Source organism: Microbulbifer sp. ABF4_148, from assembly GCF_056158985.1.
The window spans coordinates 2,651,100-2,673,641 of record NZ_JBSWUI010000001.1; the positions used below are offsets into that span (position 1 = coordinate 2,651,100).

The following is a 22,542-nucleotide window of genomic DNA, read 5'->3' on the forward strand; positions in this document are numbered from 1 at the left end:
GTTTAGAGAAACTGAGACTTTGATCTCAAATCTGGAGCTTATTGTGCGCCAACTGTACGCCGCTATTTTCGCAGCCTTGCTTGCGCTTCCTACCGTCGCATTGACCGATGTCGTGCATGACGCGGAATACTACATACTGAAAATGCAGCATGGCGAGCGTTGGGATCTGGAAGATCGCCAGATTCGAGAGCGTCTCGACGCGCTGGAAGAAAAATTCGGTCAGCCGCCGAACATTGTGTATTTGCTATGGGACGATACGGCATTTGGCGCAGTTGGTTTCCCCGGGTTACAGAAAAACTTCGGCTACACAACGCCCAACTTGAATCAGATGGCGGCTGAAGGAATCAACTTCACGCGGATGTACACAGAGCCAAGCTGTACCCCCACGCGCGCGGCAATGTTGACGGGTCGCCTCCCCGTTCGACATGGAATGGGGGTTGTCGGCATGCCGCATGAGTTTTCAGGCCTGCGAAAAGAAGAGGTGACCATCGCTGAGGTATTGTCACAGGCGGGGTATGCGACTGGCTTCTTTGGGAAGGGTCACCTTGGCGATATTGAAGAGAGTTATCTGCATAACCAGGGTTTCGATGAAGCGCTGTTTACGCCCATGAACCAAATTACCTCGTTATATAACCCGCAGGGGAATGCGGTGAATGCGGTGCTGGGGATGTTTCCGGAGATTTATCCACCCGACCCCTATCGGTTGGACACTCCGGGATTGATTCCCAGTGGCTGGGTGATGAATATAGAAGGGAGAAAAGGGGAGCAGGGCAAAGAGTGGTGCGGTACTTCCAATGAATGTTTTGCAAAACTCGATACTGAAGCTGAACGGCGTACGCTCGCCTTCATTCGAAAAAATGCCAAGGCAAAGAAACCTTTCTTCGTCGCCTACTGGCCGAACTTCCTAAATTTTATGCAAGTCTATTTGCCCAAGCAGTCGGTTGCAGGGCTGATGGTGGCTGACGCCATGCCGAAGCTAGATGACTTTGTGGGTACGTTAATGGCTGAGCTGAAGACGCTCGGCATTGCCGAAAACACACTGTTTATCGCGATGGCAGATAACGGGCCGATGGTACACAGTCCTCCTGCGGGTTGGGGAATGTTGCCGATGATTTATCGCGGCGGGAAGGGGGACTTTACGGAAGGCGGTGTACGTGTGCCAGCCTTTGCCTGGTGGCCGGGTATGATCGACAAGGGGCAGGTGGTTGGCGACATTGTACATGTCACAGATTTGTACACGACGTTCGCCGCACTGGGCGGAGCGAAAAAACATATCCCTACCGATCGGGTGGTCGATGGTCTGGACCAGACGGCCTTGCTATTGAAGGGCGATACCCATAGTCGCCGCGACTACGTTTTTATTTATGCCGGGCACGAACTGGGTGCCACGGTAAAGGGGCGCTATAAGCGGCACTGGATCGGTGCCGGCGAAGTGGAAGCATCTGGAATGCCCGAGGCCTATTACGATCTGTATATGGATCCCCGGGAAGAGAATCCGCAACTCGTTCCCCTCATTCACACCCAGGGCCAGTTCAACCAGATGCGCGCGCGACACCAGTTGTTCAAGAAAAAATATCCGGACGTGTCAAACGGAAAGGGGATACCTTATACAGGGCTCAGTAATGCGCGGCCCGAAACCCGTGAAATCGCGAAGCGAGCGCGGGCTGTCGCAGACTCCATGCCGTTCTCGCTGGAAGAGTATCTGGAGTTTGATATTCCCGGCGCGGATGAAGTGGGAGACTGGGGTCACTAATACCTGGGCACGGATAGCAAATCAGTCAGGGAAGTTGGTGCCCGGAGCCGGACTTGAACCGGCACGCTCTCGCGAGCGGGAGATTTTAAGTCTCCTGTGTCTACCAATTCCACCATCCGGGCAGGATGTTTGCGAAAGTCTCAAGGCGCAAATGCAGCCTGCTTTCGTGGGACCGATCACTCAGCGTGAGCGGTAAGGGGGAGATGGAGGCTAGGGTCGGAATCGAACCGGCGTACACGGAGTTGCAGTCCGCTGCATGACCACTCTGCCACCTAGCCTTGTTTTCGCGATCTCTCGCGGGAAAACGCTGCGGATTCTAGCTGAAAACTGCGAAAAATCCGAGTGTTTTCTTATACTTACGCGCCGTTGGCGGTAAGGAAGGCGCTATTCTAGGGATTGGCGGGAATTAGTCAAGCACGCAATTCAGGTCGCCTGCTATTCCGTCAAAATGGCGAAAATTGCAGCAGAGCTAAGCGCCGGCAGGGCGGGACTTCAGGTCTTTGCTAATTTCCCGGGTTAATTTCAGTAGTCCCTGCTATTGCCAAAAATTCTAATGGAAAGTTGTGGGCCAGCTGGCAATTTCTCCGTGCTGGCTAATACTTTTGATAACTGGCTAGCACATCCCCCCAAGGTGCTCAGTAATGCCGGTAGGGCGCCCAAGCAGTTGTCGCCCGCTGTGTAGCAAGGATGAAATCCTCCAAGTTTCACTCCTAATGGTCTTGGCCCTGACGCTCTCCCCCCCCCGTCGTCAGGGCTTTTTTTTGCCTGCTCAAAATGCAAAACCACTGTAAATCAATAGCTTAGCGGCGGCAAGGGCACTTGAACTTGATCGTGCGACTACTGGTAATGGGGACACTTGGGTATACCATTGGGGACACTTGGGGATACCGTTGTTCATGTTCTCAAATTCACAGCGACTACTTATCGGCTACTCATCTCCAGCCAGAAAAGAATGAAGCGAATATGTGATTAGCTTGCCTTCTGAGTGTTTCATGCGAAGAGGAGAAAAAGTTGGCGCAATCTTCGTTCGCTAGTCTCACGGGTGATCCAGCTGTTTCCCAGAGAGCTTGGGATTAGTTAAGTCACGTTCAGCTTTCCCTGCGATGGCAGATCGGGAATTCTGCCCAGCCAGAAGAAATAGATTCTCTCTAGGTACTCTAAACAACGTCCCTGTCCGGAATTGCGTTGCGATCCTTTTGGCAGCAGGATTGAAAAGAACTCTGTGGCGGTAGGGAAGGCCTTTTGTACCGCCAGACGGGCTAAGTAGTGGGATCTAAATGAAGCGCCAGGCACGCACACATATGGCGGCGTCGAAGTGACGGAGGTCGAGTCGCACGAGGATTCGCTTGAGCGTATCGACGCAGACACCTATCTCCTTCGCCATGTCGACGAAGGTGAGGGCTTCGTGGTTGTTCCGTAACCACTCGACTTGCTCATCCGTGAGCTGAATCTGTCGACCCATGCTCGTCCCTGATGTAGTTCCTTGCTTGGCGCGTACTCAAACAGTACGCAGGAGTACACCACAAAGGGCGGGAATTGCAGGGTGGGTAAGCAACGATTGACAAATGAGTGGTTTTGTGATACCCTCAAATACTACTTAAACGAGAGACACAACAAAAACAAAACAGCAAGAGTTAGTGCGACTGTGATTGTCGCGCTCCGCTGGGGCTTCGCTTACAATCACGAACGCTACCTAAACAAGAGTTGCTTTAGAGTTAGCAAGAGACACTACCTAGCAAGACAACATCCCTTTAAAGGCCACTACTGTGCCTGACGTTTGCTCAGTAGATTCCGGCGACCCAATCCCTGATTACACGCTGAGGTCGACCAAGAATCTCAGCAATCTCAGCAATCTCAGCAATCTCTAGACTCGCCTGATACATCCGCTGCGTTTTCTCGATGGGGGAACGTAACTCGTGGCGCTCCAAGCAGGAAAGCCACTAATTGGAGAAGCTCAGTAGCTCCAGGACGCGTTTGCTAGGGGTGAGCTGTTTAATAACTCGCGCCGTTCTCGCCAGTCTGGTAAGTACTTGTCCATTAGCGACTTGAAGTGCTCATTGTGGCGCCGTTCGAACAGGTGCACCAGCTCGTGTACCAGAATGTACTCCAGGCACGCAGGCGGCTTCTGAGCGAGCTCCAGATTGAGCCAGATACGCCTGGCTGCTGCATTGCAGCTGCCCCACATGGTTTTCATGCGCTTGATACGCCATTCGCACTCCTCTAGCCCCATTGCATCCAGCCAGTAGGGCAGGAGCTGGCCAACCTCGGCCTTGAGGGCCTGGCGGTACCAATTCTCCAGTACACGTAGGCGAGCCTCTCGGCCGGTACGGGGGCTCACTCGTAGTTGGAGCTTGCTCTTACCTAGAACGCAAACCTCGTGCCGGCCACGCCGCTCCACCACCTCCAGCCGGTAGCGCTTTCCGAAGAAGTAGTGGCTCTCACCACTAACCATTTCGCGCGCGGATTGGCGTGGCTGGTCGAGAAAGCTGCGCTGTTGCTTCTTTATCCAGGGGATGCGTGGCACCAGGGCCCGGCGAATCGCATTGTCGCTCAGGTGTTCGGGTGCCGACACCCGGACCACGCCATCGGGAGGCAGCACACTGATATGCAGGTTCTTGATGGGCTTGCGCTTAATCGTTACCGCAAGACTACCCACCTGCATTGTGACGGTACCAGAGCGGCTCACTGGTACTCCGGCTGCGCCTTTGCCAGCTCCATCACCTGGCCGATATCCACGTTGTACCCAGCCGATTCTTCGCGAATGGCATTGGCGACCTCGCGTTCCTTAAACCGATCCCCGACCCAGTCTGCCTTCTTGGTATAGCGAATGGCACCATCGATCTTGGTGGCGAGCACCTCATCCTTGCCCAGATTGTCATAGAGGGCCCGCTTTGCCGGGCTATTCATCGATTCCGGGTATTCGGTTTCGTCAGGTTTCAACACTTTCCCGGCGAGTGCCCGCACCTTCTCCAGGTATTCCTGGTAATCCAAAGCCTGCTTGCGGCGCTGCTCGATCAGCTCTTCCAGCAACTCGGACATCTTTTCGTAGTACTTAGGGTTGACCGGGTTCTCGTCCACGATCTTCTTGCGGATATTGTTCTCGATGGTCTCCGCCATCGCTTCCTTGTCCTTGCGGATATCCTCCGGCAACTTCTCCAACCCGTCGGCATCGCGGTTGACGATCAGCTCGATAAGCCCGAGCTCCTCGAAATCCATCAATGTCTCACTGTCGTCGGCGCGGATAAACATGTCCAGCAGCTGGCGCATGCCCGGCTCGAAGCGCTTCATCTCTACCAGGTCGCCACTCGCCAGTTTGATCTCATCCCGCACTTTCTCAAAATGGGTTACAGCGTCACGAATTTCCTGTGCCTTCGCGGAGGAGTAACCCGCATCCTGCATCTCACTGGCGATGTTTCCATAGGCACGCAGTAGCTTGGCGACACTCCGGTATAGGGTCAGGCGTAGCGCCTCCTTTTCAGTGCGCTCATCGGCAGACTGCTTCTCGTCGCCACAGAAATAATGGATGTAATCAGCGGTATTACGCGGAGCCTGAACCGGCTCACATAGGGCTTGGACCATCTCCAGCGCATCGTCGAGATCCTTGCGGGCCTCTTTCAGGCGGTTTTTCAGTAGTCCGGTGACGTCTTCCTTGTCATAGCCCTCAAACGCCTCTGAAGTGTAGTCTTCGATCGACTTCTCCAGGGACTTGAATAGGTCCTTGTAGTCAATGATGCAGCCATAGCTCTTGTCGTCGCCATCTAGGCGGTTGACCCGACAGATGGCCTGAAACAGGTTGTGATCCGCCATCTTCTTGTCGATATAGAGATAGGTGGCGGAGGGCGCATCGAAACCGGTGAGCAGCTTGTCCACCACGATTAGTAGGCGCATCTGTCCCGGATCTTCTTTAAAGCGTTTCTTGACCGCTTTCTCGAACTCCTCGACTCGTTTTGCCGCCTCTTTTTCAGGCTGTTCGAAATAATCCGCAAGCATCTTGCGGTAGGTCTCATATTTGAACAACTTTTCCGTCAGGCCCTCACCAGTCTCCTCGCCCTTGATATCGCCGGGGGAGGGCTTGTAGCTGGTAACAATGGCACATTGGCCAGCCAGACTGGTCTCATTGAACATCTCGAAAACCTTGCACGCCTGGTACACGCTCGCACATACCAGCATCGCATTGCCGCGACCATCCATCAGGCGGGGCTTGGTTTCCATATCCATCAGAATATCGGTGACGATCTGCTCAAGCCTAGATTTACTCGAGAGGAGCTTCTGCATCGAACCCCATTTTTGCTTCAATGTGGTCTTGCCTAGCGGGCTTAGATCCTTCGTTTTGGCCTCAAACCAATCATCGATTTTCTTCTGTGACGTGATGCGCTGATCGATATCCCTTGCTTCGTAACGCAGGTCGAGCACCACACCGTCGGCTACGGCTTCATCGAACTTGTAGGTGTGGATATAGGGCCCGAACACCTCGAGTGACTTCTTCTTGTCTCTCTTCATCAGTGGAGTGCCAGTAAAGCCGATGAACATGGCCCCCGGCAGGATCTCCTTCATGGCGTCGTGAAGCTTGCCCGACTGCGTGCGGTGGCATTCGTCTACAAAGACGTAAAGATCGCCCTTGGGAGAAAAGTCCTTGGGTAAGCTCTTAGTTAGCTCAGTAATGAACGCGCTGGCCGCCTTGTCGCCCTCTTGCTCTGCGTCGTCATCACCGCTGCGACCAAACTTGTGCACCAGTGAGCCCATAAGCCAAGGGGTGGGCGCATTCAAGGTGGCGATCAGGTCCGCTCCGCTCTTGGTCCGGTATATATCCTCATCAACGCCATTGAATACTTGCTCGATCTGCTCGTCCAGCTCGGTCCGGTCAGTAATGATCAATACGCGCGCATCCCGCACATGCTCGCGTATCCATTTGGCCAGCCAGACCATGGTCAGGCTCTTGCCCGAGCCCTGAGTGTGCCAGATGATGCCGCCTTCGCGCCGAGCGATGCGCTCCTGGGCGGCGCGGATACCGAAGTACTGGTTGTGCCGGCAGGTCTTTTTGACCCCGGCATCGAAGACAATGAAATCGTGGATCACCTCCAGGAAGCGGGTCTTGTTGCACAGTCGGCTCAGGTGGAAGTCGAGCGGGTTAGAGTAGGGGTTGGCAACATCCTCCTTCCACTCCAGATAGTGCTTTTCGGGCGTTTCGATGGTTCCGTAGCGGAGACCTTGGGAATCGTTACCGGCCATCACGAGTTGCATGGTGGTAAAGAAGTTGCGTATAAAATCCTTCCGCTGGTTCTGTAGGTTCTGGCTAATCCCTTCGGAGATTCCGACAGATGAGCGTTTTAGCTCTAGTACGCCCAAAGCGATCCCATTCACGTAAAGGACGATATCAGGGCGCTTCTTGTTCTCGCCCTTGATAGATACCTCCTCGGCGATGGCAAAGTCGTTCGCCTCTGGGTTGTCCCAGTCAATCAGCCAGATGGTCTGATTGGTTTCCCCAGCACCTTCTTTCTCCTTTACGCCATAACGGAGTAGACGGTAGACGTCCTTATTCGCGTAGTAGAGTTTCTTACCTTCTCCCAGCGCATTCGCGTTATCCAATTGGCGCAGTACTCGAGTAATCAGTGCCTCACTAATCCCGCGCCCCCGCAGCCAGCCAGATAGAACTTCCGGCTCTACATTGCGATTGTCTTCGCGATATTCCCAGTTACCCAGGTAGCGATAGCCCAGGTCTTCCCGAAAAAGCTGGATCACACGCTGTTGGGTTACCCGCTCGCGCTGGCCAACGTCACTCATTGCCATCCCCTTCATTTTTGTTTTTCTGTGAGGGGCAGCCCCCCATCCAGCGATGCTTGTGCAGGAATATCTGCACACCATCGAGTGGCTCCGTATAGGCTACGCCGGCTCAAGAATGCCAGTGCCTGTCTCCATAACAACATTGTTCGATATATATTGAAGCCAGCGTGTCAGCAACTGTAATTCCCGTTCCTGAATATCTCCATGCGGGAAGGCCAGTTGCACCACGACATGGTTTCCGCTGGGATAAAACTGTACCAGAGGCGTGTTGTTATTGAGAGACAAAACTGCCTGTTTATCCGGCACTGAATCTCGTCCTTTAAATCGTAGCCTTCGAATCTCGGAAAACTGGCCTCGGGTCAAAAACGCCTCAGTGAGGCCGACACGCCCAAACGGAGTCTCCTGTCTGTGCCAGCCGCGACGCAGTCTGAGTGCGGGGAGTACCGCATCGTCAGTAGTTGGGTGCTCCTCTTCATCCGCCCCCAGGGTAAGTTGCAGGTCTTCCTTGTGAAGATCCTGCTCGTGGGCGAATAGCCGGATCTCCATACGGTCGGCGAATTCATACAACTGTTGGTAGGCCTGCTCAATCTCCTGGCGCGACAACATTTTGTGCTCATCGCCGAGGGCAAACAAAGGCAAGTCGACTCTGGCACTGAGGTAGAAGTGGCTGTTAGCTTTGTTCTTGTCCAGCGTCAGTTTCACCAGTGGGAATGCCTCGCGCTGCACCCGCAGTCTACGGGTGGCACGATCCAGTGCGGCCTGTTTGTTGGCGTTTAACGCGGCACCAGTGGCCAGAGGTGAGATCAGTGACAGGTAATACACTGTGCCAGAGGTCAGCGCGGACAGCTCAGATGAATAGCGCAACTCCGCAACGATTGGTTGTCGACGCTGGCTTTGTGGCAGCTCGGCTTCTAGCAAAAATTGCGCGGCAGGGTGCTGTTCACTGTGTTCCAACCGGTAGAATTCATGCCCATAGAGCTCCGCGACTGCGCGCAACTGCCCATGCAGATAATCCGTTAAACGGTTGCTGCTTGAACAGCTGAGTGGTTGGTAAGAAAACCCTGGACACTGTGCTGGGGCCAAGGTCGCAGGGTAGGGGTCCATTTTCACACTTTTCTGGTCGGGTCTTCGCAGGAAGTCTTCCCAGCCGTCAGCGGCCTCGGCTAGGTCGATATGCCGGTCGGTAGTGTGATGGCGGCATGCGTCCATCTTGCCCTCTACATCGTGCTTCAGGCGGATGAACGAGGCTAGCTGCTCCTGATCGAAGGATCGACTCAGATAGGGGTAGTAAATCGCTAGCTCCATATCGCCCTGCTGTTGCAATTGCCGATTCACGCAGCCAAACAAACGATCCACCCGGCCAACTCGCTGCTCATTGTCTCCGGGCGTCCAGGCAATCCCGTAGTGGTGCACTTGACGGCATTGCAGATGCAAGTTGACGCCTTCCTGGAAGACCTTAGTCGCCACCAGCACATTGGGATAAAAGGGGCTATTAAAGCCACAAATCAGGCGCTCACGGTTCTTGGTTTGCCCACTGGCAAACCAAGCGGGGTCCTGCAGCCCGGTCAGCACTGTCCACGGTTTCTCCCAGTCCGTAATTCGGTGGTCGGTGATCTTTTCGCACAGGAGCTCAAAGGTTTCGATCGCACTGACGAAATACTGGAACATCAGTGAGGAGGGGATTTCTCGCTTTATAAATTCGACGAAGGCGCGGTAACGTGCTTGGGCATTTCCTCCGGTCTTTCTTCGATGAAAGCGTGTGTACCAGCAGTAGAGTTCCACCATGACCGGGCTGGCGTACAGGAACCCAGCCTTCAGGTAATTACCCAGGTTCTCAACAATGGCCGGATCTTTTTCTTTCCATTGCCGGAGTTGCGTTTGCTGTTCCTCCGGCAATAGCTCAAACATCATCCCCCAGGCGGTGGGCATCGGCGCTTCATACTCATAGGCCTTGCCCTTCACGGCCGGGTTCGCTTCGCTCTTGCGTGTCAGCCGATCGTGCAGTGCCAATCGGGTTGCCAGGGCCGCGTCACCGTAGCTATCCCGTTCCCGACCACCGACTGGCTTACGGACGTACGTGGTGTAGCGTCCATTGCAGTAATCACTCGCGGGTTCCAGCAGCAAGCTGAACAGGTTTTCCGGGGTGCGAAAGCGTAGTCGTACATTGGTGGCATCGGTTCGCGCGAGGCGGCTGCCTTTCCCTTTTCCCTCCTTGACCACAAACAGTTCTGCGATTCTTGAGGAGAGCGTCTCCTCATTGCCGGCTTTTTGCGTCACGGTGTCATCGTTACTCGCATTGAGGGCTTTTTGCTCTTCAGAAGGCAACTTAACCGAGGGAGCGATAACGTCATTGAAAAACTTTCTCGACCAGCCAGAGTTGCGCCAAGCCGTCAGCGTTCGTACCGGCTGCTTGGGGCGGCAGGCGTCGACGATCTGTCTGGCCAACACTTCATCGTAGGCCGTATTTACGCGCTGGGTAATTTCACGCACCGAAGGGATACGGCGCACAAAGATCAGGTGTTTGTGCTCATGCAGGTCCTCATCGTTGGCGAAGAGTTGCTTGGGAACACACTGATCGAGCAGTTTGTCGTACTTGGGGTGCGCCGGGTACTGTTTAAAGCATTGAAAATACTGGTGTGTCAGGTCCTTAAGCAGCTCTGTATCATCTGTGTGACGAAAGGCCTCAGGCTTTGAGCTGCCATCTGACTCATTTGCATCTTCATCGTCATCTGCGTCTACGGTATTTGCGGATGCCGCCGGCTCGGTAACGCCCACCGATTCGAAGCCCTCCAGATACCCGTACATGAATTTACGGTGATTCCCGGACGCCGCCGCATCTTCCACCAGTTTTTTCTGGTACAGGGCAAAGAAGAGTTCTGCGTTCAGGTCATCGTCAAAGTCTGCCGGCAGCGCCTGCTCGTGTCGGTAACTGTACTTGTTGTGGTAGCTGGGCCGGCCAGACGCATGGGCGGCACCCTCCATCATACGCAGGCGGCGCACGGCGTGGGTTTGCAGCAGCGCCGGCGCGCTCTGCTGGTCCAGCCCACTGTCCAAATCTTGAAAATAACCGAACATGGACGGGATATCGGCCAGTGACGCGTGGCTGGGAGTTGCGGTCAGCAATAGCGCTTTTTGCGCGAGCCGCCGGTCGCCAGAGCCAAAGAAGCTACGGGCGGCACCGGCCCGCTGGGTATCGCCGCCCGCTTTGCGGAAGTAGTGGGCCTCATCGATGATCACCAGGTCAAATCCCTTGCCCTCTAGCGCCCGAAGGATATCGCTGTGGATCTGGTGTGCGGCACGCTCAGCCAGGCGCAGCTTGTCCTTGCTGTCTTTGAGCTCGCGCGGCACCAAGCCGCTCAGGGCGTGAATAGTGGTCAGATAGAAATGCCCCCCACCACCAACGATGGCGTCCCTGAGCTCGGGCAAACCCTTGCACAACTGCGGCTCGTGCACAGGACCGCCATCCGCCAGATTGCGGACCAGATGGTCCGCGTCCTTGTAATGCTCCCGCAGGAAGCCGCGGTACTCCCGAATCCAGTGCCGGCAAATGCTCTGGTTGGGTGTCATCACCAGTACCTTGGCGTCCGGATTTTGTTTCCACAATAACGCCATGACACCTAAGGCCTGCATGGTCTTGCCCATCCCCACCTCATCGGCGAGTAGCGCGAGGTTGTATTGCGCCAGGCGGTTCCACAGGCCGGCAACACCTTCCGCTTGTTTGGCGGCCATGGACGTGTCATCGGCGGTCTCGTAGCGCCAGGCTGAGTTGCCACGATCAAAGGTCATCCACCGGGTGACGCCTTCGGCGGTCAGCGCGCCCCAATGGCGGTTAGTCATGGCGAACCTCCTGATAACCGCAACTGCTGCGGAGTAGCTCGATGAACTTGCGCTGTTCCCGCTTGGGAGCCCGGCTCTGTTTGATGTTGTCGAGCGAAGGCACGGCTAAGGTCATTGCCCGCCACTGCGCTGGTGTGAGTGCGGTTTCTGTCGCGGCTGCATCAAGTCCGGCGAGCCGCTCGCGGGCAAAAGCACAGGTGGCGTTTACCTCTTGCGCCAGGAACCAGTCGATCACGGCAGGCGTTTGCGTTTCCTGGCGCGCACATACCTTCTCCGCCAACTCCTGCAGGCAGCCGGGGTAAATCCGCAGCCACTTCACCAGCTCGGCCGACTCGGTGCAGGCTTCCAGCCGTGTGCGGAATTGCCGCATGGCATAAAACAGGCGGAAATAGGTCAGCTCCTGAGTAGCGTCCTCTGCTGCCGGTAGGGGCAGGGCTTCGTCGGGCTCGTCCTCGCTGCGTAAATTTGGATGCAACACCAGCTTGCCATTGCCCTCGGGATGACTGTTGCTGACCAGGTTGTCGAACAGGTCTTTTAAAGTCTCGAAGCTCTGGGCGCGCCGGTAGCGTTGGCCGGTTTCGATAATCAGGCCACGAATCGACTCGCCATTTGGCGCCTTCACCCGATAGAAGTGCCGCGCCAGCAACTCCGCGCTGTCCTCGACCACCAGTTGCTGAGGCTGCAGCCGGTCATTCTCAGTCCATACCAATTCGCGCCCCAGAGAGACGCCCGGCAACTCCAGCCGGTAACCAGTCTCCGGGGCACCGTCGTACCACTGGCCGTTGATCTGGTAACGGCTGGTCTGCCAGTCAAAGATCACCGTCAGGTCGAAAGGCGGCGAAGCGTCGACATACAGCTCGCTGTCTTCCAGCTCGTCGTCACGGGTGAAATCCGAGGCCGCGAGTGTCAAGGTCGCGCCCGCAATGACGGGCTTGGTATCGCAGCGGTACAGTAGGCCGGCCTCGATATTGATGCCGCCTCCGGCTTCGCTGAGATCGGTAAAACTGCTGGTTCCCGGATGGGTGAAATTCCACGAGCCGATCGCCAAGCTCGCCTGCTTTCCCGATTCCGCCAGCCAGATCTTGGCATGCGTGAACTCGAGGTTATCCTGTCGTGGCTTGGGGTAATCGCGGAAAGTCAGGGTGCCATCGGTCAGCAGTGCCTCCAGTTCCGCACTCCATGGTGCACGGATCTTGTGCCCATCGATGCGGTCCGGTACCAGCGTCACTGTGAGTTGTGGGTTGTCGAGCTTTTGGCGCAGTCGCTTGATCAAGGCCGACAGGTCCTCGGCCAGGTAGGGCGACCAGACTGTCAGCCGCTCGACCGGGTTGTCACCGCCGAGGCGGGCTAAAAACGGCGCTGGCTCGAAGCTGTGTACGAATTCCCAGTGCGGGTCGTTACCTTGCGCTAGCCGTTCTGCGGGTAGTTTCAACGTTGCATCCAGGCCGTTGAAAAAACGCTGGATCTGCTGTTGTTGCCGGGTGGTGCTTACCGGGCGGAAGTCGAAAACTTCCTGATTGCGCCCCCAGCCGCTGATCGTGAGGTTGGCACTGCCGGCACCCAGCACCGCGTTGCCGTGCACGTCCTCCAGGTAAATCACCTTGGGGTGGAACAGGCTGCGCTCGTTGATCCCGGCCACCCCGGTAAAAGCGCGGACCTCGACCGGGTGGATCTGGATCGCGGTGCGCTTGTGCTGATCCGCCTCCAGTGCCCGCCTGTCGCAGAACACCCGCACGTCGATCTCCTGCTCGCTCAGCTCGTGCTGTAGTACTTCAAAGGCCATGCGGTCGGTCGGCGGGTCTTCACCGAGGATGGCCGGGAGTAGTTGGCCCTCAATGAAGGGGATATTGATGTTGAAGCTGGTAAGCCACACTCGCTTCAATTGGCCCAGCTGCTTGAGTTCACCCTCTAGACGCTTCAACAACTTCATACCGCTTCTCCCAGCAGGCCTTGCAGCAGATTGTGGAATTGCGGAATGTAGTAATGGTTGACCCAGTGCCCCTGCGGCCGATCCTTGAGCTCTGGTTCACGGCGCGCGCGCACCTCGAGTTTCAGCTTGCCGTCGGCGCGCAACCGCAGCCACGGTGACTGCCCCCGGTCCTGCATCACGCCGTTGTGATAGGTCAGCAGCTGCTGCATTTGTGCCTCGCTATCTTCCTGGCTGGCCACCTTGAGCAATTGCCTTAGGCGCCGGTACCCAGTGCCGGTGAGCTTCGGTAGCAGCGTATTCAGATCCGTGGCGGTGTCCCGCAAGGTATTGGCGCCGCGCCCGTACCGCGCCCATAGAGCGGCGACTTCGCCCAGCGTCTGCTGTGGGTTCGCCAGCATCAGGGTAAACAGCAGGTCCAGCTCGGCCAGAAAAGGCTCTAGCTGGCGAACGTGTTGAAGCTGCCGGCGCTCATCGGCGTTCAGTTCGGTATCGGCCTGTGCGGCTGCAAAGACTTCCGCCGGTACCACCTTCGTCGTCGTGCGGATCGCCAGTGCCCGGTACAGTGCACCGGCTGCGCCGCGGTTCAGTTGGGTTACTCCCAGCCAGAAATCACGCGCATAACCGCCAACGGTGGCGGGGGAACGGAACGCGTCAACGTAGCCCGCCTTGATCGTCGCCGGCACCTGCGCGAAGTGCACCTGCGGCGCCTTGCGGGGTTGGCTAAGTACTTCCACCATATGCGCCTTCAGCGCCCGGTAGAGACTTTTCAATACCCGTACCTGCTTAACCAGCGTGATTGCCTGTTGCCAGAGCGGAGCAGACTGCGGCGGATAGCGGTAGTTCTTGTCGAAAAAGCCCATCTGCACCAGCGGTGTTTTGTAACGGCCGCTGACGCCCAGCAATGGCTGGCGTACCAAGATGTAACTCTTGTCGCTGTCACTGAACAGCAGGGTAGGGTTGTCGCCGCCGTCATTTTCATTGCCCCACAGCCGGCGTGCCTTGCTGCTTCCGAGTACGCCGCCAGTTTCGACGCCGGGCTGCTGCGAGGCGATCATGGCGTAGGTAAACAGGTTTTCCAGGTACACCAGGCAGGCGGTCTTGAATTTCAGCGTATCGCGGCGCTCAAAGGTTTCCTTGAGTGGCGGGCTCATTTCCAGCTGTTCGTCTTCCACCAACTCTTTGATCAGACAGTGGTGAAACAGATTCAGCGTGTAGTTGCGCACGTCGTTGGAAATGGAGCTCACGCGGTATTGGAAAATGGCCTGACCGAACGCGGACCAGATAACTTGTAGTCCCAGCGGGTCTACGTTCAAGTCGCCGCCCAAAGTATCGTCGTATTCGGTTAAAAATTGAGTCAGGTCCATGCGTCTGGGCGTCCTTGTTATTATTTTTAACAGCTCGACTTGATGAGCAGGCTAGCTTGCAGTGAGCTCAAACGCAGTTACGATCTGCGCTACCTGCACCGAAGCACTTGTCCGCTCATCGGTGATCGCGTAGATATACTCGTGGTTGTGGGGGAGGGATGAGTAGTTGCCTGAAGCCATCTCCACATCCATCCATTTCCCGTCATCAGACAGCCCATTGATCCGGTGAATCACTAATATCTTGCCGTTGGTGAGCAGCAAGCCAAACAGCCAGTAGTCACTCATCATGCGCCCCGTATACCAAGCGGGCAGAACCTCTGTCGCAAGCCCGGTATCTTCGATCATCGCCACCTTGGCTTGGATCTTTTTCCATTGTTGACGCGTGAACCACAGGCCTCCACCAGCGATGCAGGCGCCCGCGAAGGCGATAACTGCACTGACGACGGCGATCCAGTCGCTAATGCTCATACGGAGCGCTCGTCAGGCATCATTAGCCGAATCTTTCCGGTCAGCAGCTGTTGCATCATGCCCTGCTTGATCTGACAGGCCTTAGTCAAGCGCGTTTGCAGCACGACTAGTTCATAGTCAATATCGGTCAGTGTTTCGGCAATGGCTATTTGCTCTTTGATGCTTCCAGGCAATGCGACTGCAAAGGAATGCGCATCATTTCGGTTAAGCGTGGGAACTCCTGAGCCGCTGCCAAACCTCTCAAACCCGACTTGCAAAAAGGAGTAATACACGTATTTTGGGTGAGCCTCATTGAATTTCGTTACCCACAGTGAAGTATTGTGAGGCCAAAAATCTTGCTCAATGTAGTGTACTTTCCCTAAAGTTCCTGACCTTCCAGTGACTACTCCCGGGCCTTTTACTTGGTATTCCTGATGGGTATTGACTACGCCATTCGAGTAGACCACGGGATAAGGGCCATCTTTTCTAACTGAAGAGGGCAAATCAAATCCCCGCTGTAAAGGAGCGAAGTCCGCTATGGCTCGCACTTCCCAATCCTCCGGTATTTCCCCCGTCTCACTCTGCTTGGTGCCTTTGGGCGTGCCATCCGGATGCCTGGCGAACTGCGGCAGGCGGGTCTTGCCGGTGAGCAGTTGCTGCATGGTTGCGGTTTTGATGGCCTGTTTTTTGGCGATCAGTTTTTCTAGACCCTCGATCAAAGAACTGACATTCGATATGGCTTCACCAATAGCGGCCTGCTCATTCTCAGTGGAAGGGACCGGTAGCCTAACTTGATTAAGGTGTGCAGGCCCAAAGTTGGGCTGTGCTCCTCCCGTGATAAGCAGGTCAATTTGATTCTTGAAGTATGGGGACCTCAAATACGCTTCCATGTAACTGCCAGCGAATCCATTTAAAGGCTGGAATCGGATAACGCTGGTGTTCATAAGAAGTGGCAAATCGGAACTTTTTACTGAAGACGTTTTGCAGTACGAGTTTCCTGAACTGGCCATAACGAAATCACCAGCCTCACATAGGAAGTGCTTATATGTTTTTTCAAACTCTTCCCAGGAAATATGACGATCAGTCTTATCAAGGTCGAGATAACCGTTCTCTTGGAGGTTGGTTACATTGATAACCTTGAGCCCTTTTGACCTGAACTGCCATTTACGTAAGCCGGGCCCTTCTTGGAACCAAATCTTGTCCGGGAGCGGGCAAACAATCCAATCTTCAGGGAGATCACCATTTTCTGTAGAAGCGTACCCTCCCGTCATCTTTTCTTTGCTCATCGTTACCACTCCAGCCCCATAGCGCGCAAATGCCCCGCAACCTTGTCATTCAGGCTTTCAACCTGCTGCGTCAATTGCGGCAACGGATCGTGGTAGCGCTCCTCCAGCTGTTTAAGGCGGTTGGCCAGTTGCTGAGTAACGCGCTCGATCTCCGCCTGAATCGCGGCCTCGAGGCTGGCAAGCCACTTGTCGTCGATCAACAGCGCCTGGATATCCTCTTCGGTGAGCTGGCCGTACTGGGCCAGCACCCGCTGACCCAGCCTATCCTCAGCTTCCTTATGCGCCTTCTTGGCCGCGGCTTGGGCGTCGAATAGTTTCTTTGCGTGCTTGAGCGCCCGCTTTTCCTCGGCGTCGCTGGCCTGTTTCAGGCGTGCAGTGACGGTGGCCTTGGTCACCTTGTCCTTGTCGTTGAGTGCTTCGCTGAGCAGCCCATCCTCGCCGCCATTCTCTTCCAGATAGGTCTCCAGCTCGGCGCTGGCCTCGTCCAGCGCGCTTTGTGCGGCGTTGACCTCAGCCAGAATTTGGTGGGCGAAGCGATCAGCGATCAGTTGCGGCGGAATGGCGTCGGCCTTGTACTTGGTCTTGTTGACGATCAGGTCCGGGGTTTCCTGCAGCTTCTCGCCTTTCTTGGGCACCAGTACCCGCAGTTGGGCCGCGGCCGGCCAGCCGCCCTGGCTGATCAAGTACACATCGTCCTGCATGGTCTCCGCCCAGTAGTCCATCAGGAGCTGGTAGACGTCATAGCGGCTCAGCAGCGGCACCGGCACATAGGCCTCTAACAGCGCCTCGGAAATCTGGTGAATGAAGGCCTTGGGCTTGTCGCCCTGCTGCAGTCCCTCGAACGGTTGCATCTCGGCCCACTGCGTAAACGGCGCCAGTGCCTGGTCGCGGAAGGAGGCGAATTCGGGATGTGCGAGCAGGGTGTTTTTTACGTGGCCCGGTTCCACCAGCGCCTGGCTGTAGCCGTCGCGCAGGGGTGAGAACAGAGTTTGGCGCAGGGTGGGGAACACCTGCCAGAACGCACTCAGTTGATCCAGGTCGACCTCGGGGATACCCCCCTGCAGGTGCGCGCTGAGGTCGTGCAGGTCTTCCGGTTCGGATGCGTCGATATACCGCGGGATATTCAGGTTGTAGTCGTTGGCGGCAATCTCGTGCAGCGGCACCATGCGGCTGTAGCGCGTGAGCTCGGTCTGCTTGGTGAATACGTCGACGACCTTGTGGATGTCCTGGCTGCGTAGACGGTTTTTGTTGCCGTCCTTCATAAAGCCCTTGCTGGCATCCACCATGAAGATGCCGCTGCGGGCCTGGGCGTGCGCCTTGTCCACCACAATGATGCAGGCGGGAATGCCGGTGCCGTAGAACAGGTTGGCGGGCAGGCCGATGATGCCCCTGATATAGCCCTGCTTGATCAGGTTCTCGCGGATGCGCGCCTCGGCATTGCCGCGGAACAGCACCCCGTGGGGCAGGATCACCGCGCCCTTGCCGGTGCTCTTCAGTGAGGCAAGGATATGCAGCAGGAAGGCGTAATCGCCGTTCTTCTCCGGCGGCACGCCCCAGGTGAAGCGGCCGAACTCGTCATCGTCCGGATTCAGGCCGTTGCTCCAGTTCTTGTTGGAAAACGGCGGGTTGGCGACGGCGAAGTCGAAGGTTTTGAGACGGCCGTTGTCATCTTTCCACTGCGGCTCAGAGAGAGTGTTGCCCTTCCAGATCTTGGCGGTGGCGTTGTTGTGCAGAATCATGTTCATGCGCGCCAGGGCGCTGGTGGCGTTGTCCATCTCCTGGCCGAAGATGGACAGGCCGCGCGGCGCCTCGTCACTGGCCTTGAGCAGCAGCGAGCCGGAACCACAGGTCGGGTCGTAGACGGTGGCATCCTGCGGCGTGTCGCCGGTGATACCCACCACCTTAGCCAGGATGCGCGACACTTCCGAGGGTGTATAGAACTGGCCCTTGCTTTTGCCGGACTCGGTGGCGAAGTGGCGCATCAGGTATTCGTAGGCATCGCCGAGCAGGTCGTCGCCGTCGGCGCGGTTGGCGGACAGGTCCAGCCCCTCGAACAGGCCGATCAGCTTGGACAGGCGGTCCACCATGTCCTTGCCCTTGCCGAGCTTGTCCTCGTCGTTGAAGTCGGCCACATCGATCACGCCCTTGAGGTCGTTCTCCTCGGCGAGGGCGCTGATGATCTTGTTCAGTTTATCGCCGATCTCCTTGTCGCCCTTGAGGGCCACCATATCCTCGAAGCTGGCCCCATCCGGCACCACGATCATGCCGAAGGGGTCGCCTTTGTACTTGTCGGACACATACTTCATAAACAGTAGGGTGAGCACATAATCCTTGTACTGGCTGGCGTCCATGCCGCCGCGCAGCTGGTCACAGCTGGCCCACAGGGAGGAGTAGAGAGCGGTCTTCTTGATGGCCATTAAGCGGTACTTCCTAAATATTCTTTCTAAGTATTCGTTGTCGTTATGAGGCCCTGAGCACGGCCGGTTACAACTGCTCAGTATTTAACCCAGCGGCCTTAAGGCGCTGGGTCAAGTTACGCATCTTGCTGAACTCGGTGGCAAAGCTCTGCCGCAGGCCCACGCCTTCGCAAAACTCCTTTGAAGTAATGTTTTTTAGCTGGTCTGCATACTTGATCATTTGTAGGTGGAGCTCAGCGGTGTACTGGTTACGAGGCGCAGCCTCCAAGGCGCTACGGATGCTCTGGTAGATTTCGGGGTCGGTCATATCGATTGATGCGAGACAGTTGGGAAGCTAGCTAATCTAGCTAACTTAGCTACAGATGACTAGACAGAGTGTGGAGAGAGTTGAGGTGTGATGCGCGAGTGGCCGTTTTTCGACCAGAATGATCGCAAAACAATCTATATAATATCTAATTTAGCAGGACAACATTCCCGCGCGAATAGGCCGCGAGGAGCTCTTTGAGTTTGGCCCATAACGGGTTAGACAATAAATGATCAAACAATGTGGTGTTCAGTACAATCGAATATTTACCCCGTCCGTGGTCGAGCAACAACTGAGTATTTTCTTCGAAAAGGTCTGCTGTATCTTCATCTGTGCCCATAAACTCGAAGTACTCAATAGTAGAAAAGTTGTCTGGCGTTACAAGTGCAACCAGTAAGTCATATATAGCTTTCAGCGGATCTTCTTCAAGATAATTACGGTGTTGGTCTTCAGCCGAATAAATCAGGTAGTGGATAACGTAATTTAATTGCAGAACCCTTTGTGATGTGAGCGATTGTTCTGCGCAATACGTCAACATTTCAAGTAGCCTTGTCCATGAGTCTGTGTTGCTTGGGTTATGCTTACAATAATCAAATAGTAGCTCCATAGCGTCATTTCTGTCGCCTTGGTCAATAGCATTTTCCCACGCTATTTCAGCTACAATAGTACTGCATGCTGTAAGTGGTAGATTATGGTCATAGCAAGCCCAGATACCTTGCATGCAGGTACCTGCAGCCGCATCCGAATCGCGACTGGTACCCCGCCCATCCCGCTCCATTGATGCTTTCCCGTATGCATATTTATGGGGAGCTTCCTCAAATAAATCACATACTAATTGATAGGCTAAAGTGTTGTCCTCGTTACTAGCGTTTGGGCTACTAAGCATGCGATAAGTCCAGCTCCGGTCGTTTTCGGAACCTATTTCGGGATAGAGTCTTGCAAGAAGCAGCCTTTCTTGGGTTATTCGCCAGTGAGGATAAAACTTGATTTGGTCCAAAGCTTCACACAAGCCCTCAATATATGTGTAACTGGTTGGTTCAGATGGGTTTCGTAATTTGTAAGCGGAGGGAGGTAGATTAATACCTATAGCCTTGGCGCTGGAGAAGAAGATCGTGTCATCTAGTGTTGTGCTCAAATTGAGCTCAATACGAGTAGTTGCAGCTAGAGTCTGAGCTGTTGTCTGATTGTCTTCCTCTGACGAAGCTGTCTTTGCTGGCTGAGCGTGGTAATGAGTGCTTTGAAAACTATGTTCTTCTCCAACTCGGAGAATTGTTGGGAAAAAGTACAAAAATGCTACTGTAAATAGTGCTCCTTCAGAGAAGAAGATGGTGGCAAGGATCTTTGGGGGTAGTTGATGAATTAGGAGTATCGCACCTACTGGAGCAATAAGCGCCAGCAAGATCCCATAGAATTTAGTTTTCCAATGAGCCTCTGAATAAACAGAGAACCGATAGAAGAGCTTTCCCCAGGCACAAAAAATGATGAGGTCGTAGAAGAAGTTTTCCATCTGAAGTTCCATTTCTTATGTGCGCCGTTGTAGTAGGCCGGGAGAGCTAATAAATCCCTTTTAGCTCGTGAACGTCTATTGCACAACAAAATGAGGGCAGTTTCAAAATTCGGTAAAAATTTCCGGTGTGCTGAATTGGGATCTAGATTCAGCCCAGCGGCGGGGTGGTCTCGCCCCCCCCCCATAACTTCTTGAGTTACGCATATGGTGCATTGCACAAGAAACTGAGCGGGGTCCTGTTGTGGCACTGGAATTGTGTCTCCTCTCCACTGCGACGCCGGTGCAAAGTTTGAGTTTCACACCGATAACGCAGCCGGTTCTACATCGTATAGGGGATAGGGCAGCGCTCATGCACTGAAAAAGGTGGGGTCTGACATGGGCCATAGGGCACGGCCGTACTCGGGCGGGCCCTATGGCCTACTCAATATGCGAGCATGCGTACTTGTGTTGTACTCAATATGTCGTTACTCTCTTTTTTTGCACCATATTCGGTGCAACTCAAGGTGGAGTTTGAGTATATGAGTGGCGATCGAATTGATTTGTTGGAAAAGCGAGTTTCTGATCTAGAAGGGAAGTTGCGGCAAACACAGGCGTTGCTCGATACGTTGTATTCGAACCTAGACTTTGACCGTTTAGCTATCAACTCTAATGAACCGACTCTTTCGCTAGCCAATGTGATAACTCGATTAACTGTCCGCCAAGCTGAAATTTTGTCAGGAGTGCTGGAGCGTTTCTCCAGTGATGAGATTGCCGAGAGAATGGGCATCACAGCAAATACCGTTCGAACTCATCTGCGCTATATCTATCGAAAAGCTGAGGTTAAAAAGAGACAGCAACTAGTCGACAAATATATGGCTGAGTGGGAACAAATAGATGATGCTGAGTTTGTACGGTTGACGGGCGCTAAGGGTAGGGCGCTTCGGTTCTCGCCAGAATAAAATTTTCGAAAACACTGTCCCTCGTAGATCGCGTTAAAGCCTGGAGCAATGATTTCTTAGGGGCCCTCTAAGTCATTTTATATATCGGTCGATCTCCATTCCTTGGGCCATCTACCCGGCCAGAAAGAGCTGGGTATCCGGCTCTCTAAGTTTTCTTGAATATGGTTCTAAGTTAAGACGTTATCGTAGTAGCCTCTCGCTGTAAGTCGCATATTGTTTGCTCTAGCGAAATTATGTGGGAGATCGTTAGCCTTTGGTTCTCAGGGGTATCTAGGACCGATGAATAATTCGACTTTAGGTATTCAATATCTTGCGCCCATTCTCGAATGGCATCCTTCATTCGGTGGGCATTGCGGGCCTTAGATTTAGTGCTAAGTTGAACTTCGAAGTGGCGTAACAAACGTCCGAGCCTAGCCGGACTATTGGGTTCCCCCCATTCCGTCATATATGCTTCCGAAATTATATTGGGAAGCTCTGTTGTCATGATTTCATCGAGGATCTTCTTTCGATCCCAGCTAAACAGGCCGCTTGCACCAACCTTGTAGCCCATATAATTAGGGAGCCCCGTGCCTGGCTCAACCTGAATATAGGTAATAGCCTCTACCTCATCGACTAAGGTTGTCTTCCAATAGGGAGGGGTATCACCTGCTTTCTCGAATAAAGAGTTTTCGGTACTGAATTTATAGAGCAGGGCGTTGACCTGAGTTTTGTCCGCTCGAAGTTCATGCGCAATTTCGCGCGCTGAAGAATTTGGGGCCTGTATCAGGTGCTCGAAAATATCGATAAGAAGCAGAGTCTGATTATTGGTTAAATCGATAGCCGGATTGATGTTCGGGTTGCTATTTGGCGACTGCTTGTAAATGGCAATCGTGGTCTGCAGTTTTTGCAACGTAGCTACGGAGGCTCTTTCGTTTGACATGAGATGATTAGTGCTGGAGGTTTATTTACCAACATATCAGCTTGTCGATTGGCTGGGTA

The 22,542-nt window shown here is 54.6% G+C and carries 14 protein-coding genes and 2 tRNA genes; 2 read left to right on the plus strand and 14 right to left on the minus strand.

Annotated features, from left to right (window positions below):
* Positions 1-43 precede the first annotated feature (43 nt).
* On the plus strand, positions 44-1,753 hold the full coding sequence (locus ACXAD0_RS11645) for a sulfatase-like hydrolase/transferase (protein ID WP_475088579.1): 1,710 nt from the start codon (positions 44-46) through the stop codon (positions 1,751-1,753).
* Between the two features lie 35 nt (positions 1,754-1,788).
* Here the strand turns inward: ACXAD0_RS11645 and ACXAD0_RS11650 are convergent.
* From ACXAD0_RS11650 to ACXAD0_RS11710, 13 genes are all read right to left on the minus strand, one after another.
* Positions 1,789-1,875: transfer RNA gene (locus ACXAD0_RS11650), tRNA-Leu, on the minus strand.
* An 82-nt stretch (positions 1,876-1,957) separates the two neighbouring features.
* Positions 1,958-2,031: transfer RNA gene (locus ACXAD0_RS11655), tRNA-Cys, on the minus strand.
* 995 nt (positions 2,032-3,026) lie between these two features.
* The gene (locus ACXAD0_RS11660) at positions 3,027-3,215 is read right to left on the minus strand and encodes a hypothetical protein (RefSeq protein ID WP_475088580.1); all 189 of its coding nucleotides are present in this window, start codon (positions 3,213-3,215) and stop codon (positions 3,027-3,029) included.
* A 492-nt stretch (positions 3,216-3,707) separates the two neighbouring features.
* Positions 3,708-4,439 (minus strand): M48 family metallopeptidase, encoded by a 732-nt coding sequence (locus tag ACXAD0_RS11665; RefSeq protein WP_475088581.1) that lies wholly within the window; start codon positions 4,437-4,439, stop codon positions 3,708-3,710.
* On the minus strand, positions 4,436-7,534 hold the full coding sequence (locus ACXAD0_RS11670) for a type I restriction endonuclease subunit R (protein ID WP_475088582.1): 3,099 nt from the start codon (positions 7,532-7,534) through the stop codon (positions 4,436-4,438). The genes ACXAD0_RS11665 and ACXAD0_RS11670 overlap by 4 nt, the downstream gene beginning before the upstream one ends.
* 99 nt (positions 7,535-7,633) lie before the next feature.
* Positions 7,634-11,371: a DEAD/DEAH box helicase gene (locus tag ACXAD0_RS11675; RefSeq protein WP_475088583.1), complete on the minus strand. Its 3,738-nt coding sequence runs from the start codon at positions 11,369-11,371 to the stop codon at positions 7,634-7,636.
* A complete protein-coding gene (locus tag ACXAD0_RS11680; protein WP_475088584.1) occupies positions 11,364-13,301 on the minus strand; it encodes a phospholipase D-like domain-containing protein in 1,938 nt (645 codons plus the stop codon). The genes ACXAD0_RS11675 and ACXAD0_RS11680 overlap by 8 nt, the downstream gene beginning before the upstream one ends.
* The gene (locus tag ACXAD0_RS11685) at positions 13,298-14,665 is read right to left on the minus strand and encodes a hypothetical protein (protein WP_475088586.1); all 1,368 of its coding nucleotides are present in this window, start codon (positions 14,663-14,665) and stop codon (positions 13,298-13,300) included. The genes ACXAD0_RS11680 and ACXAD0_RS11685 overlap by 4 nt, the downstream gene beginning before the upstream one ends.
* A gap of 51 nt (positions 14,666-14,716) precedes the next feature.
* Entirely contained in the window at positions 14,717-15,133 is a 417-nt protein-coding gene (locus ACXAD0_RS11690; RefSeq protein ID WP_475088587.1) for a hypothetical protein, read from the minus strand.
* Positions 15,130-16,398: a restriction endonuclease subunit S gene (locus ACXAD0_RS11695; protein ID WP_475088588.1), complete on the minus strand. Its 1,269-nt coding sequence runs from the start codon at positions 16,396-16,398 to the stop codon at positions 15,130-15,132. Before ACXAD0_RS11695 ends, ACXAD0_RS11690 begins: the two co-directional genes overlap by 4 nt.
* 2 nt (positions 16,399-16,400) lie before the next feature.
* Entirely contained in the window at positions 16,401-18,815 is a 2,415-nt protein-coding gene (locus ACXAD0_RS11700) for a type I restriction-modification system subunit M (RefSeq protein WP_475088590.1), read from the minus strand.
* 67 nt (positions 18,816-18,882) lie between these two features.
* Positions 18,883-19,122 (minus strand): HTH-like domain-containing protein, encoded by a 240-nt coding sequence (locus tag ACXAD0_RS11705; protein ID WP_475088592.1) that lies wholly within the window; start codon positions 19,120-19,122, stop codon positions 18,883-18,885.
* A gap of 145 nt (positions 19,123-19,267) precedes the next feature.
* A complete protein-coding gene (locus tag ACXAD0_RS11710) occupies positions 19,268-20,626 on the minus strand; it encodes a hypothetical protein (protein ID WP_475088593.1) in 1,359 nt (452 codons plus the stop codon).
* Between the two features lie 518 nt (positions 20,627-21,144).
* Between ACXAD0_RS11710 and ACXAD0_RS11715 the strand changes: the two genes are divergently transcribed.
* Positions 21,145-21,564 carry a helix-turn-helix transcriptional regulator gene (locus ACXAD0_RS11715; RefSeq protein ID WP_475088595.1) on the plus strand — a complete coding sequence of 140 codons (420 nt, stop codon included), beginning with the start codon at positions 21,145-21,147 and terminating at the stop codon, positions 21,562-21,564.
* A 172-nt stretch (positions 21,565-21,736) separates the two neighbouring features.
* Here the strand turns inward: ACXAD0_RS11715 and ACXAD0_RS11720 are convergent, their stop codons facing one another.
* On the minus strand, positions 21,737-22,483 hold the full coding sequence (locus ACXAD0_RS11720; protein WP_475088596.1) for a hypothetical protein: 747 nt from the start codon (positions 22,481-22,483) through the stop codon (positions 21,737-21,739).
* Positions 22,484-22,542: the final 59 nt, after the last annotated feature.